The sequence below is a fragment of the Paenibacillus sp. GCM10027629 genome (assembly GCF_042676425.1).
GTDB classification, from domain to species: domain Bacteria; phylum Bacillota; class Bacilli; order Paenibacillales; family Paenibacillaceae; genus Paenibacillus_K; species Paenibacillus_K terrigena.
This window is the reverse complement of sequence record NZ_JBHTGZ010000012.1, coordinates 27,433-44,148: the sequence shown is the minus strand read 5'-3', so window position 1 is coordinate 44,148 and position 16,716 is coordinate 27,433. Positions and strand designations below refer to the sequence as shown.

Sequence of the window (16,716 nt, the reverse complement as noted above, 5' to 3'; positions counted from 1 at the left end):
GGTACGGCGCTCACGCTGAATGTATGACGAACTGGAAAATGTTAGAGGAAAAATTTATCGATGGGCGAATATGATATATAAAGTAATTTACCGAAAAGGGGCACTTTCAAGTGGAATTAAAAGAATTGATTGATCTTCTAACCATCACTGAAGTACGTGGTAATGTGAATGTTAATATAACTGGTATCAAAATGAATTCACAACATGTAACCCCTGGAGATCTGTTTATTTGTGTTCCAGGTATACCTGGCTTCCAAAAAGATCGTCACTCTTATGCTGAAGATGCAGTCAATGCTGGGGCGGTCGCCCTTATAGTGGAGCGTGATATTAACGTATCTGTACCAACCGTCAAAGTGCCTGATTCTCGATATGCTATGGCAGTGATAGCTTCTCACTTTTATGGTTATCCGAGTAGTGACTTAAAATTGATAGGCGTTACTGGAACGAATGGAAAGACCACTACATGTCATATGCTTGAATCGATATTGGCGCATGCAGGATTTCATACGGGGTTGATGGGGAACCTTGGAACAAAAATTGGTTCAATGACGATGGAAACCGATATCAATACCCAAGAGTCTCCTGTTCTACAGTCAAATTTAAAGAAAATGAAAGATGCTTCCATCGATTATTGTGTTATGGAAGTCACTTCGCAAGGGTTAAATGTAGGACGTGTGCTAGGTTGTGAATTTCGAACTGGAATTTTCACGAACTTAACACAAGATCATTTAGACTATCATGGAACAATGGATAATTATCTAGCCGCTAAAGGATTATTATTTTCAAGAATAGGAAATTCTTTTTCTTCTGACCTATCTCAACGTAAATTTGCCGTTTTAAATGCAGATGATAATGCATCTACAATATTTCGTAGATTAACTGCTGCACAAGTCCTCACCTACGGAATTGTTAATGAAGCAGATGTTATGGCAAAGGACATACAGTTGAATGCTCAAGGAACTGTATTTAATTTAGTTTCCTTCGCAGGAACGAAATCGATTAAATTACGAATGGTAGGAACTTTTAATGTGTACAACGCGCTCGCTGCCATAACGGCTTCATTAGCCGAACAGATCCCTTTGGATGCAATCCAAGAAGGGTTGGATAGCCTTAATACTGTACCTGGCAGAATGGAAGTCATCGATGAAGGTCAGGACTTCCTTGTGCTTGCTGATTACGCTCATACCCCTGATGGATTAGAAAATGCGCTCTCGACAGTTCGTGAGTTTGCGAAGAGGAGAGTTATAGTAGTTTTTGGTTGTGGTGGTGACAGGGACCGTACAAAACGTCCGGTTATGGGCAATCTCTCAGCAAAGTACAGTGATATTGTAATCGTTACTTCGGACAATCCACGGTCGGAAGATCCAACACATATCCTAAAGGATATTGAAGTTGGATTAAAAGAAGATGGAGTAACAAATGCCACATATGAACTCATCGAAGATCGGAGAGAAGCAATAACAAGAGCCATTCAAATTGCTGAGTATGGGGATATTGTACTTATCGCAGGGAAGGGTCATGAAACCTACCAAATATTAATGGATCGAACGATACATTTTGATGATCGAGAAGAAGCCAGAAAAGCAATTCAAGAAAAAATGTCGATATCATAGCAGAGATGATTATTGAGCTAACGGAACACAAGATAAGGAGCTTGCTTGAAGCAGCTCCTTTTTGATTTGTTGAAGTAAAGGTGTTGGAATAGTTATCTCCTTCTTAGGAGTGCCTTTAGTTTAATAGTGGTTTGTTTACTAAACTGGAGTTGATCCTATACGTCTATTTATGGATTTATTTTGTTCTGTACTCGCTTATCTATGGAGGAATATTAGAAACAGCAGACCATCCATGTTATAAAAAATGAAATCGGAATCGGAATAAATTCTTGTCATTTATCGGTACAAATACTTGTCATCCGACATATGAGTTAACGGACAGCAGTGGAATGCCTTTACTTTGATTCGCCAAAACTATAAGTTTGATTTAACCGAACTACACAAATTGAAATTAAAAGGGGTATACATATGGGTGATGGCAAAAAAGAAAAAATTTATTATCAAAGAAGTACTGAAGAATTAAAGTTGAAGAGCATTAGAGCTCAGAAACTGGTTCAAGAATTTAACAGGAGTGATTTTGAAGAATTTGAAAAGAAAGAAAATATTATTCGGGAATTGTTTGGAAGTGTAGGAGAAGGGCTTAGCATTGAGCACAACTTTCATTGCGATTTAGGTTACAACATACACGTAGGAAATAACTTTTATGCAGGTTATAACTGTACGATTTTAGACATGGCAGAGGTAAGGATTGGTGATGATTGCATGATAGCTCCTAATGTTGGGATCTATACCGCTGGTCATTCTGTAGAACCAAAGGATAGAAATAAAGGTGGTTATGGGATACCGATAACGATAGGAAACAATGTATGGATTGGCGGGAGCTGTGTAATCTTACCTGGTGTAAATATTGGTGATAATTCCATTGTAGCTGCAGGTTCAGTTGTCACGAAGGACGTGCCTGCAAATACAATAGTCGCGGGTAATCCAGCAAAAATAATAAAACAAATAACCGAGTAATAATTCAACTCTGACTTTGTATTATATACGAATGGGCAGAATAGTTGCTAACGGGACACTATAGTTAAAGGCAACAAGAAGGCAGCCGATTATCGATCGGTTGCTTTTTTCGTTAAGCTAACAGGCAGGTTAGCGCAGCCATAATATTTGAAAATAAGATACGGTTCACCGTCCTGTGTCTAACGGCGAGTTTTCTTTCGGAGCTTCCGATGTGACGCCGTAAACGTTTATCAATTCCACTGTCAATTCACCTCCTGGAATGCCCCACGTCTTCTACGACACCACGAGAAAGCCGTCGGCGACGATCGAATGGGAGTATGAAAGAAACTCCGAAAACCCAACTCCGAAAACCCACTACATTCAAGGGTTTTCGGAGTTCTTTTTTTAGAGTCAACCCTGTGCAGGGCTGGTCTTCATTTCATAGATTTTTTGGAGCGTATGGACAAGCTTCGTCTTCTCGTCATCATCCTCTGTGTGGAGATACCCCTCCACAAGCCTGTACCCGAATACGAGAAGGATCAGCTCGTAGACGCAATGATCGGCGATAGGGGATACATCCGCATACTCCGAAAAGCCTTTGTAATACGCAGGGACACATCGCTGGTAGTTTTCGACCATGTGATCGATATCCGCTTCATCCGCAATCAGGCTTGCGAGATCCTCACCCAGGTAGCCCCATCCGGATGTATCCCAGTCGATGAGCACGATTTTCCCGTCGGCATAGATCAGATTGGTCACCCAGAAGTCCCGGTGGCATAACACGAGGGGCAATTTTTCGATGCGGGCGAGTATCTCGTCTGCGTGCTCATCGATGTCGATGAGCATTTGCCGCACGTGCTGTGGGAATCCGCAGTCCTCCGACCGTATATAATCGTAGACGACCGGCCATGACCGGTAATGCAGATACGTATTCTTCATGAGATCCGCATGGCTCAGGTTGGTCAGGCTCTGCAGCACATCGGGCTGCTCCGCATACAGCTTGCCTTGAAAGCGTCCTAACTCCAGCGCAGCCTGTTCATACATGTCACCGGTCAAGTCTAAACCGGTTACGCCATCGATAAATTCCATCCACAGCTGGAATTCATTTTCTTCGGCATTCATCTCGGCGTGATAACATGTCGGCCAGCAGAAGGCATCCGAGAACGTCGCTCCCAAGTCAGACGCATAGAGATCATATTCACGGCGCCATGAACCCGGATCGCCGTAACGCTCCCATTTCTTCTGGATTTTCAGCACGATACGGTACGGCAATTTTTCGCCATCCGCGGTTTCGGCAATCCCCGTTACCAGGTTCACATTTCCCACAGTTCCGCCCTGTAACGGCATGGTTTGATAGTCGGCCGAGATAATGTCCTTCTTGAACCGTCGGCTTAAGGCATAGATCAGCGTTTCGGATTTAATATTCATTTCTTCCATCCTCCCTTTTTCTTCGTTTGCTTGCTCCACATGGCCGTCGTTTTGTTTCTCGCCCTCTTGTCGATGAGATAGCTCGTTTTATCCTGGACATACTTGTTCTCATGCTGCTGGGCAATATAATGCTCCCACCGTTCACGCGGCAACGAACCGTCAGCAAGTGCGGCGAGAACGGCACAGCCCGGCTCGGCCTGATGGCGGCAATCCGTAAATCTGCATTGAGTGAACCATTCCTCCACATCGGTAAAGCTTGCGCGTATGCCTTCGTTGGCATCAAAAAGCCCAAGCTCACGCATACCCGGCGTATCGATGACCATTGTACCGGAGGGGAGCATGAACAGCTGACGGTGCGTTGTCGTATGCCGCCCCCGGCTATCGCCTTCCCGGATCGCCTGAACCTTCATTACGTCCTGTTCTATCAACGCATTGAGTAGAGACGATTTACCGACGCCGGACATGCCGAGAAAGACGACTGTTTTACCAGGCATCAAGTAGGGTGCGAGTTCGTTCAGCCCTAGGCCTGTATGACTGCAGATTGCGTGAACCGGCACATCAGGGATACTTTGTGTGACATCTGCGAGCGGGAGATTATAATCTTCAACGAGATCAGCCTTGGTCAGAATGACGACCGGCTGGCCGCCGCTCTGCCTGGTTTGTGTCAGGTACCGCACGATGCGGGTAACGTTGAAATCCCAATTCAGAGAAGAAAGGATAAACACATAGTCAAAGTTAGTTGCAACGACTTGTTCCAGCACGGTTTTAGCATAGCCTGCGGCATGCCCTGAGTAATCCGCGCGTGAGAACTTGGAGCGACGGGGCAGTACCGTAACTATGAGAGAATCTCCGCTCTCGTTGTAGTGCAGCAAGACAAAATCACCGACGCACGGAAAGTCTACGCGCGTTTCCGAGCTGTGATAGAACGTTCCTTTGAGCACCGCCGTTACTTCGCCGAGCTCGGTCATGACCGTGAAGCGCTCGCGCCGAAGCTCCGTCACCCTGCCGGGCAATAATCCGCCTTGAATTGATTCTATTTCTGTGTAGCCATAGGTTTTCAAATCCATCATGTTTTTTTGTTAGCTCCTTTAATGTTGTTTTTTGGACGCAAAAATGCCACGGACAAGCAGCCCCTAAAGAAGCTGCTGTCGCGCGGCATCAGGACGCAAAAAAGATACGACCTTCATCGTATCTGCAAACAGCAATATTCACGAAAGGTTACTTTGGATGGCATACCAAATAATACGGGCGTTTTCCCGCTTTTTTCGCGTAGCCAGCTATTCAGTTTTAAGAACAAACCACCATATAAGTAGTTGCCATTAAAAACATCTCCCTTCGTGTCAGGAACTTGCCTATCGCTAAGCTGTCTATAAAATAACCTTTTTTGGAAAAAAAATCAATGCCGGATAAGGTTAACTGTGAATTATCCTACAATTTATCACATAGAATTAGATTATTTACAGCTCTCTCGATGCTCCGATAACCCATTCTTTAATCGTAGTGGAGTGCGAGAGAAAGTACCTGATTGCAGAAACCGATAAATCTCATTGAATACTCGTAATTAATCATTCAACTAACGGGATACGAGAGTTGAGGAGCTTGCTTGGAGGCGCTCCTTTTTGCTTTTTGTAGTAACTGGCAGTTTGGCTCATAGGAGGATGAGGGGTGTGGTAAAATTAGTAAGCTAAGAGAGGTGAAAATGATAAAATCAATTCTAGGGATTGCTTATTATTTTTGTGCCATTTTGCTTCTGGTTTATTATTTTGTAGGGGTTAGTTTTATTAAGGCTATACAGATGGCAGTGCTTATAACCATGGTACATATCTTAATCCTTATCATAGACAGGTTTTACAAGAGAAAAGAGAGACGTAAGGGACGTAGCTAAGGGGAGCAATATTTCCTTTTTCATTACGCTAACGGGACACGATAGTTGAATCATGGTATAGAGGCAGCTGGTCAAACGATCAGCTGCCGTTTTCATTGAAGTAACGGGCAGGATAGCTCAATGCCGAAGGGCTGACGCGTGGCAGTCCTTCAATTCTTGAGCAGATAAGCGCAACATTAAAAGGATAATGAAGTGCTTTAGCAGAACTATTTCTCATGTGAAAAGACTCGGAAATAAATTATTTTAAAATTTATGTTCAAATCGAGTGAACGGGCGGCATCTACATAAATAGGGCGAAGAGACGCGAGGAGGAAAGCATGGCATTCGAAGCGGAAGATAAGGCAAGTGCAGCAAACAAGGTTGTATCAGTCGGGAGGTCGTCCTACGATCGAGATCAGTCGCTGGTGGAGCGCGCGCAGCAAGGGGACACCGAGGCGTTCGGCGAGTTGATCGAGCAGCATCGCGATAAAGCTCGCAGCTTAGCGGAGCGGTTGACAGGGGATCCCCACATGGCTGATGACGTGGTACAGGATGCTCTTATACGTGCATTCATGCATATGGGTACACTCGTCGATACGAGTCGTTTTCTTCCTTGGTTTTACCGTATCGTGCGTAATCAAGCGAACATGCGATTACGTCGGGGCGGACCGCACCGGAATGAACTTCCATTCGTATCCTTCTCGTTCCCCAAATCAAATGACTCACAGGTTGACTGGGAGGACCTAGACAGCATCCTCTACCATCTAGCACGTACGGCGACAGATGCTGCGATAAGGGAGCAGGACCCGGCAGAGCACCTTTTGCGCAAGGAAATATTCGAGACGATTCATGCACTGTTACATTGCTTGAACCGAAAAGAGCGAGATATATTCAAAGCTTACTTCTTCCGCCAATTGAGTCCAGATGAGATCGCTGGTATGTATCGAATGACGACGGGCTCGATTTATACGTATATCCACCGCTCTCGTCAGAAGCTTCGGAAGGAGCATATTCGCGTCTCGTTAGGTCTTTTGCCTGAGAAGAAGGGAGGAAGCGGATTGTCCAAAAATAAACGAATTGAGATGCGGCCATGGCATGCAGAACCTCCTGTCATGTCGACGTTCGTAGACAGCATTGGTCGATTGCTCGCTTCAGTAGGCGATCGGTGGGAAGCTGCAGAACTCATGGGGTTGTCCACCTTCGCATTCCGCATGAAGCTCTCGGATAAAACGACGTTTGCCGACGGCATCTACGTGTTTGACTGGAGAGCCACGCTGCAAGGACTGATGAGAGAAATCGGCTATGAGATCTCGATGCTATGCGGTCAACTGGCAGATTCACCCATCCCGCTGCTCGGGGCGGTAGAACGGTTCCCAATCGTGCTCCCGATTGAGGAAGCGGTACTTCCGTTCATCCGCAGACACATCGACGCCGGGAAGCCGGTGCTGTACTTTGATACGCTGGTTACTAGGCCATATGTGCATGAATGGTCGGTTATCTATGGCTACGATGATCGAGAAAGCGTTGTTCATCTCACTGATCCATTTCGACCGGAAGGCAAAACGCTATCGTACGACGATGTGATTAACAATCCTGTTCGGTTTCTAGCTGGTATTGGAAATAAGCTGGAACAGACAGCAGGAGAAACTGCAAGGCGACTTAGGGAGTCAGCATCCCGCGAGCAAGCACTGCGGACGATACGCTTCGCAATCACCTACGCTAAGCACGGCTGTAAATATCGACCGCGAACCTCGTACTTGAATTACACGTCCGGTTTGGCGGCATATGACCGCTGGATTGGACATCTTCGTAACCCGCATATTGCGCCGAACCGTTACGGGATGGGACAGCTCTCCGCGGTATATGCCGAAACGAAGCGTTATGCTGCGCTTTACCTGCGGGGCGTACCTCTTGAAGAAGAGGCGAAGCGGCTGGCGTTGCTGGCGTCAGAAGCCTATGTGCAGGCCGCAGGCGCGCTGGCTGAACTCTGCAAGCTCGTGCCGTTCATCCGGACGTCGGAAATTCTATCTCCGGACATGCGTGAAGTTAGCGTTGAAAAGTTGGAGAAAGCCAAGGCCTTCGAAAGCGCCGCAATTGGTTATCTGGAGAACATTATCGCCGTAATGGCTGAGGAAGAGGGAAGCAGACAATGAAAGAGTTGCGGTTTATGACGGAGTTTCAACATTTGCAAAGGGTTATGGATGCCAAAGAGTCGTTTGAACGGGTGAATCCTGGCGTAAGAGTCGTAATCGAGCAATCAACCGATCATTTCGAATCGAAGAACGCCTATGAATCCGACGAGGCGCCGGATATCATCGAGTCGGGCGGATGGTCGCTGTTCAACATCAAAGACATGTTCGTAGATTTAAATCCCTATGTCGCAGAAGTCGACGGACTCGAAGAGGATCTATACCAAGGTCCGTTGAAGGTCGCCCGGCACAACGGTTTGCTGCCAGGACTGCCGGTGGACGTCAGCATCCCGCTTATTGTCTATAATAAGGAGATGTTTGATCGTGCCGGACTGGCGTATCCGACCGAGGATTTAACATGGGATGATTTTATCGAGATGGGTAAAAAATTGACGATCCGCAATGAGCGTGGTGTCGCTTCGCAGTTCGGCTTTGGCATCGGCGTAGATATCGAGTGGTTTGAGCCGTTTATTTTTCGCAATGGCGGAAGCTATCTGTCTCCGAATGGATCAACTGCTAGGGGGTATGTCGATAGTCCGGCAACCATTGAGGCGTTCCGCAAAGTGATTGACGCGTACCGTGTACACGCGATTATTCGAAAGCCGGACGAACCTTCCAAAGCGGGACATCTTCATGAGGGTTTTGCGATGATCTTCGGATTTATGTGGTTTACCGGCGATTTGATCTATCACAAGATCGACGACAAGTTCGGGGTGGCTGGTCTGCCGAAGATGCAGGGAGGCAATCAGTCGAACATGATCTATATGGGCGCGGCCGGAGTTACTTCGAAGTCGAAGAACCCTCGTCTTGCTTGGGAGTTTCTACACCATTATATCATTGAGCGGCATTCTTGGCCGCTTCCGATCACACACTCTCAAGCGAAGGAGCGAGGTCTAACCGAACACCGCCTTTGGTCACGTTACATGGAGGAGCTCGACGAAGTACAGTCAAGCGGGTTTTACCTAAGTGAGAAGTGGAATTCGTCACGTCAACTCATTAACGAAGACATCCACAGGATGATTCTCGATGGTACTGAAGTGTCCCAAACCCTGCGGTCATGGACGAGATTCGCATAAAAGGAGAGCAAATTACCAGGATTAGGCGCGTGGGATGCATCGGACTTTTATTTAGGATCTACTAGAAGTTGATTATCTGTTTGTTGCAAAGATCTCCCAGCCGTAGATGAAGCTACCGATCGTTCAGTCCCTGTGCACCTATTTGGACAAGAGCAGGAGCTTAAATCCTTACTACCCAGTTGAAGCAAGATTGATACTAAATAACGAAGGTGCAGCTAAGTGAAGCTTGTTCTAATGACCGTTAAGGGGGGGGGACTTTATCAAGGCTATAGGGTCATTTCGCTAACCGGACACTATACCGTAATAACCATTAGAAATAGGCAGCCGAGATTATCGGCTGTCTTTTCCCTGCAAACGGGCAGGATACGTAAATTTATTAATAACTTTGAATGTTTTTCATCAAATATTCCGTCTTTATTAACAGAGGGGGTGAAATAATGGAGGATCTACTCGAGACTGATCTTGTACGAAAATCTTCATATGGTGATCAAGAGGCTTTCACCAAACTGGTTCGACAACATTCTAACGTTTTATACGGAGTTGCTTACAGTCAAGTGAACGACTTCCATATAGCACAAGACATTACACAAGAAGCCTTTGTTAAAGCATGGTATAAAATTGATCAACTTGCAGACACGGGCAGATTTGGGGCTTGGTTAATCCATATTACAAAAAATCTGTGCAAAGACCATTATCGTAAGTAGAAAGTGCATGAACTGCCTCTTAAAGAGGCAGAAGATATTCCTGATGAGTTATCATTAGAAGATCAGTTAAAGCTCAAATTAGATATTGAAGAGGTATGGCAAGCATTCGATGTACTAGATGAGAAATATCGTACCCCGACACTAATGCATTTTATCGGGGGTTATAAAGCGAAAGAAATAAGTCTTTTACTTGGTATTCCGTTGCGTACAACCGAAACTCGAATAAGAAGATCCAAGGCAATTATAAAGCAGGAGTTGATTGAGTTGGTCGAACAAAGTGCTCAAGACATAAAACTGGGTGAGGATTTCGTCGGCAAAGTTAAAGCACGAATAAAAAATGCGTTGCAGGTGCGATTAGTCTCGAACCTTCCAGAAGCACAGAATTATTATCAAGAAGTATTAGGTTTTACGGTTGATGATTGGGGCCATGTTGAACGTGACGGTGTAGGTTTTTTGCTTCAACAAGCGCAAGGGCCTGATGATGTGCGCCCCAATAATAAGCCAGCTAAAAGTAGTTACCCTCAAGATTGGCCTGGCCCCCCAACGAGTTGGGATACTTGTGCATATTCTGACTACGACGGCGTACAGTCGTTGTATGAAGAATTCCTCTCAAGAGGGGCTGTAATCGCATATACTCCGCAAATAGAAGATATCGGCGACAGAAAGTGGAAAGAGTTCGCAGTAAAAGATTTGGATGGATATGTTATAGTTTTTGGCGGGGGGAAATAATTCATTGAAGTAACGGAAAACGAGAGTTGAGGAGCTTGCTTGAAGGCAGCTCCTTTTTGCTTTGTTAAAGTAACGGGCAGCTTTGTCCAAACCACTTCTCAGAAATTGCCAATAATGATATCATAAAAACGAACAAATATTCCCTTCGAGGTGATGTGTGTGGATATCTTTAGCAGTCTAGACCAATATACTAAACAAATAAAAGATAGTATTGCTGCATCAGCTGCGGCAGTATGCATTATGAAAGATAATGAAATCATTCATGAATGGTATTCAGGAAACCACCACTTCCATAAGGGAGCCAGAAAGGTAGATGAATTTTCACAGTTTAACGTTTATTCAACACGTGTTACCTATGTTGGACTTGCTGCTGCAATCGCTATTAACGATGGTGCAGTAAAAAGTCTAGATGATCCAATTAGTAAATATCTTTCTATTTATGACAATATCATTCTCGGAAATACGACAATAAGGCATCTTGTTACAAGAACCACGGGGTTACAATTTCAAGGTAATTGTAGCGTAGTACGTAAGCTTAAAGAAGGTACTTCTTTTGAAGGGAAAAAACCTGAGGTACTTGCCGCGATTATAAAGAATGCAACAGGAAAAACGGTTGCTGAAATCATTAATGAACGAGTGTTGAAACCATTAGGACTAACCCAAACGGAATGGAGAACGGAAGGTAAAGAAACCCTAGTATGTGATATAAACGATCCAAACAGCTATCCAACCTTAAGACTTGAATCAAACGAAGGCAGTGACCGAAATCTATACGTAACCGCAAGGGAACTCGCTTTATGGGGGAATTTACATTTAAATAAGGGAGCCTTCAGAGGTCAACAGATTCTACCTGAGGATTTATTTGAAAATGTAACCTCCATAATGACTCCCAACACACTACCAGTCCATTTACCTAGGCTAGGATATTTTTGGTGGATTCAAGACAAAAATGTTACAAACTCTGAAATAGGACCTGATCTTCCTGAAGATACATACCAAATCCTTGGAGCATCGGGATGTTCCTGCACGGTTATCCCTAATCATAAAGCTGTAGTTGTTCGAATGACGAATAGTCTTTGGACGTTCGGAGGAAAGAATGGATTCGATTATATTGATGATATTCAAAAGTTTGGTAATCTAGTCGAGCAGGCTTTAAACGAATACTCTAAAGTCCATTGTTGATTGTGCCTATCGGAGAACTATAGCTTAAAAATTAACTAAACGTGGTTACCGGCATAGATCGGCAGCAACGTTGCGCAAACGGGCAGAATAGCCCCAATATATAGGGGGATTATATGGAACTAATCAAGGTTTCCTTTGAAAAGAAGTTAATACTACGTAACCTCATGGAATTTTATCAGTACGATACAAGTGAATTTGAAGATGATGGTGAAAACGATGTGAATGAACATGGTCTTTTTGACTACAAGTACCTCGACCACTACTGGACAGAAGAAGGTCGGTTTCCATTCTTTATAATGCAGTCTGGTAAGTTGGCGGGCTTTGTTTTAGTACGGAAAATTGCAGACTGTGAACCGCCAAAGTTCTCGATTGCAGAGTTTTTCATATTAAAAAAGTACCGGAGGCAAGGAATTGGTAAAGAATCAGCGCATAAAGTTATTGAAATGTTTAAAGGGAGTTGGAGCGTTTCCTGGTTGGAGAAAAACATAACTGCGAAGACATTTTGGACTAAGTTTATAGTAGAATACTCGAACGGTAATTGTTCAGAAACCATACAGGAAGGAAAACCAACGTTAGAGTTTATCTCATAATATTGTTCAACTAACGGGACACTATAGCTTAATAAAATAACTAAAACGCGGCTGCCGGCATGGATCGGCAGCCGCGTTGCGCTAACGGGCAGTTATGCATAATAAAAAGACTTCAAGGATTGATGACTCAATTTTCCAATAACGGTTGTATAATGGAGGAAAGTTATTATGGCTATTCGCTGTAATGCGTGGTTAGTAAAAGCCGCGAAGTATAAGGACTTCGAGTTAGTAGATGCAATATTGCTTTTAGTAAGTCTTAAACATTTCTACTTAATCTTTGATACTTCTGGATGGATAGTTTTATCGTATTTAATATAGTAGTATTAACTTTAATGTTATTAATATCCAAAAGAAGGAGACCGGCGTTGATCTATCAATCCGAAGAACCTGGAACCGACGGTTGGGTTAATATTGAGCCAGTTGTATTCAAAAGCAGTGATTCAAGCACCGCTATATTTGACTCATGCAATCTTTCAAACGTCGAACTTAGAAATTGTAATATTGAGGGGTTAAGTATCGATGGAATCTCAGTAAAAGATTTATTAGAGCGTTATAAAGATAAGGACGAAATTAACATTTAGTTCACTTATTAATTCCGCTCTAACGGGACACGATAGTTCAATGCTTTAAGGTTGCCATACGGCAGCCTTTTTTCATGAATGGGCAGGACAAAAAAGAATCCGTTTACAAGATTACAACCAAATGGTATGTTTTTAGGGAAAATATACCATATTCCATTGGGGAGGATGCAAATGTCTGCGAATACTGAAGTAAATGTTCAAGTAGGCATAGCAAGTATTGCAACGGTTTATATACCTGTATCAGATTTTTGGAAATCAAAAAAATGGTATGAAAATGTTCTCGGATTAAAATGGGGTGGGCATTGTTTCTATTTAGATTCAGGTCCAACGCTATTTCTTTGTGAAACGAAAGACCACGCAAGACCTCATTATAATTTTATGACAAAAGACGATTATGAAATGTTTGTAATAACCTTCCAAATGAGAAGCATTGAACAACTTCATGAGTTCCATGCCCAGCTGAAAGCTAATGGAGTTGAAATTGAAGAAATCGAAGATCGAGGACTTTGCGGTACCAACTTTAGATTTTATGACCCCGATGGAAATAAGTTCGACGTATGGAATGGAGATTACAAGCATGAAACTGACCCTCAATGGGTAGAACCACAAGAATAGTCCCAAAGTGCATCAATCATTGTAGACAGGTAGTCGGTTGGTGAAATAGGTTAAAAATAACTGGGAGGAGTGTAAATGAAAACAACGGCGGGAAGCGGGCTTGAAAAACGAGTAGGCTCGATCTTTATCCACGTTTCAGACATGAAACGAGCAGTTGAATGGTATAGCCGAGTATTTGATCTGCCATACAACGATGATTACTTAGAAGGGCATCTGTCAACGGTTTATTCGCTGCATCTCGAGGGAACTGAGATCTTGCTGGATTCAAACCATGGAGCGTCGCTAGGACCCCAACCTACGATATTTTTTAAAACAAACGATATTCGGCAAACGCTCCAGTTTCTGAAGGAATCCGGGATTGTCATACATAACGAGGTGTTAGAAAACAACATCGTAATTTTTGAAGATCCTGATGGAAACCGATTGATGGCAATCCAAATGTAACAGTGCTAAGCTAACGGGACACTATAGCTTAATAAATAACTAAAACGCGGCTGCCGGCATGGATCGGCAGCCGCGTTGCGCTAACGGGCAGATTAGCGTGGAACATACTTAGATTCCACATTGTGGTAATATAGTGTTAAAAGGAGTCGCAAAATGAATAAAATCTCAATGATCCTTCTTGTTATTTGTTTTGTATTAGCGGGTTGTAACTCCGATACAATCGATTCGCCTCTCTACGAAGGCAAAAGCTTAGTTATTGGCGTTATAGGAGATGCTCCGAACATAAGAGAAAAAAATGTGAACTTCAAAAAAATAACTTTTAGCCAGTTAGAGGATCAGAATCTTTCGCCTGACTTTGATGCCATTTTCATTATGAAGGAACATCTAGCTGAAGCTGCAAATCAAAAATACGCAAAAAAATATATAAATGAAGGTATTCCTTTTTTCTTTATGGAGTCTAAGAAATCGTATATCCCGTTTATATACGAAGAGTTATCTTACGATGATGTTCCTGATCTTAACTCGGGTATGTATGCCACAGGCTACTTTCAATCTAATAAAGAACATCAATATTGGGGCTATGGATTATACAACGATAAAGCAAATGAACACAATATTGAGGATGTCTACACACGAATTTTTACAACAATCGAGTCCCTTGAAGTAACTGTGAAGTAAGGATTTTATAAGTAACAACAGGGTGAGCTCGCCAAATAGCAGCCCCTTTATTTTTCGTTGAACTAACGGGACACGATAGTGCAATATATACATCAGTAAAGGCAGCGATCGCTTAGATCAGCTGCCTTTGCTCTTCTAATAGGCAGGATAACGTGGTGTTGGTATTGAATAATTTTACCAAATAGGTTTCTGATTTCGGGAAAAACATTAAGGATGCACGCTAATCATGTGATTGTTCGTCTGTATAAAGGAGATGATGCTATGCGGTATGTTACCGAATCAGATACTGTCGTATTCACAAAGGCCGTCAATGGTGATACAGAAGCTTTTAGTCACCTCGTGAATAAGTATTCCAATGCTGTATATGCTACTGCTTTTCAAATAGTAAGGGATTTCCATCGTTCTGAGGATATCGCTCAAGAAACTTTTATTCGAGCATGGCACAATCTCGAACGAATAAGGGAGGTTGAGAAATTCGGGAGCTGGCTCTATACGACGGCTAAACGCATATCCATTGACTTTCTCCGAAAAGAAAACAAATATCCTCTAAAAACATTAGATGATTTAGAAAATGTGTATCAGGCTGAGTCTACGGAGGAAATTGCTCTGCGAAATGAGCGGCAGACATTGTTATGGGCAGCAATTAGTGAATTAACGGATAAAGAGCGCAATGTCATCGTCTTGTTTTACATGAGCGGATTTGATACGAGGGAAATCGCGAGCTTTTTGAATGTATCTAAAAATACAGTTGAAAGTCGATTAAGAAGAACCAGGGAAAAATTAAAAAAGGAGTTGTTTGATATGACTGTTGACGTAATCACCGCAAACAAATTAGGAGAGGCATTCAAAGAGAAAGTTATTAGTAAAGTAGCTCGCATTTGCTTTACGTACATTCCGGTAACAGACGTTAGGCGTTCTGCTGCTTGGTACGTAGAGGTACTCGGTTTTAAACCCGACCTCGTGTTCGACACGCATGCGATATTGCAACCTGACCTTCAATTGCTCAAGACGGATGCACCCGTGGTTCAAAATATGGTGGACGGTAAAGCACTTCCAAGAACTGCTTATTTTTCGGATGATATTAACGGGTACCACGAGTATTTAAACGAAAAGGGAGTTCGTACAGAGGACATTATCGAGGAAGGTGAATGTGGTTGGCACTTTGAGTTATATGACCCAGATGGAAATCGTATAACAATCTGGCAGGCAAGAGGTTAATGTATCTTAAGCTAACGAGACACTATAGCTTAATAAATACCTAAGACACGGCTGCCGGCATGGATCGGCAGCCGCGTTGCGCTAACGGGCAGGATTGCTTAATCACTTCACGAATAATTCAAATATGGGGAAATTGCGTAGTTCGTAAAAAAGGCGTTATCTGAAATACGACAGGAGATGAAAAACCATAAATAAGAATGAAGAAATAATAGAAGTTCAAGAAATAAATGTTAAAAGAAAGAGGGCTATAAAAACCTCTATATACTTGATTAGTGTGTTTCTACTGATCCTAACCTCAGCATTTATTATAGGAATGTACTTTATCCAGAAACTTTTTGCCAATCTGTGTGGAGCCGCAAGTTGTTAATTTGAGTATAAAGATAGGGTCTGCCCGAGGCATTTCGGGTATTTTTAACCGATATTTATTTACGCTAACGGGACACGATAGTCCAATCATTAGGAGGTTGAGGGGACATAGATAAAGACCTAAAAAAGAAAATATCTGAAGAGTATACAAAAGACTTTCTGGAACTAAGAATAATCGTTAATAAATTTGACCCTCTCGGCTTAGTCCAAGGAGGAGCTCCAGAAAACGAACATGATAATGTGACTCAAAAACTAATTCGATGTTTGTATGACCATAAATTAGAGAATGTAAGAGATATATTGATTGATTGTTATGAAGAGTACGGATATAACGGAAGGGACATTAAGAATGAGTATATTGATAGTTTTAACAAAAAAATTGAGGACACTTATAAAGTAATTGAAACCTGGTATCTCAACAAATACAAAAGACATTATTGAGCTAACGGGACACTATAGTTCAACGATGACACGAAGGCAGCCGGCCAGAACGATCGGCTGCC

At 43.0% G+C, this 16,716-nt stretch carries 15 protein-coding genes; 13 read left to right on the top strand and 2 right to left on the bottom strand.

Annotation, left to right across the window (positions count from 1 at the left end):
• Positions 1-110: 110 nt before the first annotated feature.
• On the top strand, positions 111-1,613 hold the full coding sequence (locus tag ACFQZR_RS20965; protein ID WP_379349561.1) for a UDP-N-acetylmuramoyl-L-alanyl-D-glutamate--2,6-diaminopimelate ligase: 1,503 nt from the start codon (positions 111-113) through the stop codon (positions 1,611-1,613).
• A 408-nt stretch (positions 1,614-2,021) separates the two neighbouring features.
• Entirely contained in the window at positions 2,022-2,570 is a 549-nt protein-coding gene (locus ACFQZR_RS20960; protein ID WP_379349559.1) for a sugar O-acetyltransferase, read from the top strand.
• Positions 2,571-2,960: 390 nt separating this feature from the next.
• Here the strand turns inward: ACFQZR_RS20960 and ACFQZR_RS20955 are convergent, their stop codons facing one another.
• Both ACFQZR_RS20955 and rsgA read right to left on the bottom strand, forming a co-directional pair.
• Entirely contained in the window at positions 2,961-3,977 is a 1,017-nt protein-coding gene (locus tag ACFQZR_RS20955; protein WP_379349557.1) for a phosphotransferase, read from the bottom strand.
• Positions 3,974-5,047 (bottom strand): ribosome small subunit-dependent GTPase A, encoded by a 1,074-nt coding sequence (rsgA, locus tag ACFQZR_RS20950; RefSeq protein WP_379349555.1) that lies wholly within the window; start codon positions 5,045-5,047, stop codon positions 3,974-3,976. Before rsgA ends, ACFQZR_RS20955 begins: the two co-directional genes overlap by 4 nt.
• 1,132 nt (positions 5,048-6,179) lie before the next feature.
• Here rsgA and ACFQZR_RS20945 point away from each other — a divergent pair.
• The 11 genes from ACFQZR_RS20945 to ACFQZR_RS20895 all read left to right on the top strand — a co-directional run bounded on the left by ACFQZR_RS20945 (position 6,180) and on the right by ACFQZR_RS20895 (position 15,847).
• Entirely contained in the window at positions 6,180-7,994 is a 1,815-nt protein-coding gene (locus ACFQZR_RS20945) for an RNA polymerase sigma factor (RefSeq protein WP_379349553.1), read from the top strand.
• The gene (locus tag ACFQZR_RS20940; RefSeq protein WP_379349551.1) at positions 7,991-9,106 is read left to right on the top strand and encodes an extracellular solute-binding protein; all 1,116 of its coding nucleotides are present in this window, start codon (positions 7,991-7,993) and stop codon (positions 9,104-9,106) included. The genes ACFQZR_RS20945 and ACFQZR_RS20940 overlap by 4 nt, the downstream gene beginning before the upstream one ends.
• A gap of 437 nt (positions 9,107-9,543) precedes the next feature.
• Positions 9,544-9,810 (top strand): RNA polymerase sigma factor, encoded by a 267-nt coding sequence (locus ACFQZR_RS20935; protein WP_379349549.1) that lies wholly within the window; start codon positions 9,544-9,546, stop codon positions 9,808-9,810.
• A gap of 3 nt (positions 9,811-9,813) precedes the next feature.
• On the top strand, positions 9,814-10,539 hold the full coding sequence (locus tag ACFQZR_RS20930) for a sigma factor-like helix-turn-helix DNA-binding protein (protein ID WP_379349547.1): 726 nt from the start codon (positions 9,814-9,816) through the stop codon (positions 10,537-10,539).
• Between the two features lie 153 nt (positions 10,540-10,692).
• Entirely contained in the window at positions 10,693-11,721 is a 1,029-nt protein-coding gene (locus ACFQZR_RS20925; protein WP_379350922.1) for a serine hydrolase domain-containing protein, read from the top strand.
• A 113-nt stretch (positions 11,722-11,834) separates the two neighbouring features.
• Positions 11,835-12,311, top strand: coding sequence for a GNAT family N-acetyltransferase (locus ACFQZR_RS20920; protein ID WP_379349545.1), 477 nt, complete (start codon positions 11,835-11,837; stop codon positions 12,309-12,311).
• A 365-nt stretch (positions 12,312-12,676) separates the two neighbouring features.
• Positions 12,677-12,892: a hypothetical protein gene (locus ACFQZR_RS20915; protein WP_379349543.1), complete on the top strand. Its 216-nt coding sequence runs from the start codon at positions 12,677-12,679 to the stop codon at positions 12,890-12,892.
• Positions 12,893-13,063: 171 nt separating this feature from the next.
• Positions 13,064-13,507 carry a VOC family protein gene (locus ACFQZR_RS20910; protein WP_379349541.1) on the top strand — a complete coding sequence of 148 codons (444 nt, stop codon included), beginning with the start codon at positions 13,064-13,066 and terminating at the stop codon, positions 13,505-13,507.
• A gap of 75 nt (positions 13,508-13,582) precedes the next feature.
• The gene (locus tag ACFQZR_RS20905; RefSeq protein WP_379349539.1) at positions 13,583-13,951 is read left to right on the top strand and encodes a VOC family protein; all 369 of its coding nucleotides are present in this window, start codon (positions 13,583-13,585) and stop codon (positions 13,949-13,951) included.
• A gap of 153 nt (positions 13,952-14,104) precedes the next feature.
• The gene (locus ACFQZR_RS20900; RefSeq protein ID WP_379349537.1) at positions 14,105-14,629 is read left to right on the top strand and encodes a hypothetical protein; all 525 of its coding nucleotides are present in this window, start codon (positions 14,105-14,107) and stop codon (positions 14,627-14,629) included.
• Positions 14,630-14,842: 213 nt separating this feature from the next.
• Positions 14,843-15,847, top strand: a complete 1,005-nt coding sequence (locus ACFQZR_RS20895) for a sigma-70 family RNA polymerase sigma factor (protein WP_379349535.1) — start codon at positions 14,843-14,845, stop codon at positions 15,845-15,847.
• Positions 15,848-16,716: the final 869 nt, after the last annotated feature.

Bases quoted from the DNA above. Each gene is read 5' to 3' on its own strand.
- ACFQZR_RS20960 (WP_379349559.1), top strand. From the start codon at position 2,022: ATGGGTGATGGCAAAAAAGAAAAAATTTATTATCAAAGAAGTACTGAA.
- ACFQZR_RS20955 (WP_379349557.1), bottom strand. From the start codon at position 3,977: ATGAATATTAAATCCGAAACGCTGATCTATGCCTTAAGCCGACGGTTC.
- rsgA (WP_379349555.1), bottom strand. From the start codon at position 5,047: ATGATGGATTTGAAAACCTATGGCTACACAGAAATAGAATCAATTCAA.
- ACFQZR_RS20945 (WP_379349553.1), top strand. From the start codon at position 6,180: ATGGCATTCGAAGCGGAAGATAAGGCAAGTGCAGCAAACAAGGTTGTA.
- ACFQZR_RS20940 (WP_379349551.1), top strand. From the start codon at position 7,991: ATGAAAGAGTTGCGGTTTATGACGGAGTTTCAACATTTGCAAAGGGTT.
- ACFQZR_RS20935 (WP_379349549.1), top strand. From the start codon at position 9,544: ATGGAGGATCTACTCGAGACTGATCTTGTACGAAAATCTTCATATGGT.
- ACFQZR_RS20925 (WP_379350922.1), top strand. From the start codon at position 10,693: ATGTGTGTGGATATCTTTAGCAGTCTAGACCAATATACTAAACAAATA.
- ACFQZR_RS20920 (WP_379349545.1), top strand. From the start codon at position 11,835: ATGGAACTAATCAAGGTTTCCTTTGAAAAGAAGTTAATACTACGTAAC.
- ACFQZR_RS20910 (WP_379349541.1), top strand. From the start codon at position 13,064: ATGTCTGCGAATACTGAAGTAAATGTTCAAGTAGGCATAGCAAGTATT.
- ACFQZR_RS20905 (WP_379349539.1), top strand. From the start codon at position 13,583: ATGAAAACAACGGCGGGAAGCGGGCTTGAAAAACGAGTAGGCTCGATC.
- ACFQZR_RS20900 (WP_379349537.1), top strand. From the start codon at position 14,105: ATGAATAAAATCTCAATGATCCTTCTTGTTATTTGTTTTGTATTAGCG.
- ACFQZR_RS20895 (WP_379349535.1), top strand. From the start codon at position 14,843: ATGCACGCTAATCATGTGATTGTTCGTCTGTATAAAGGAGATGATGCT.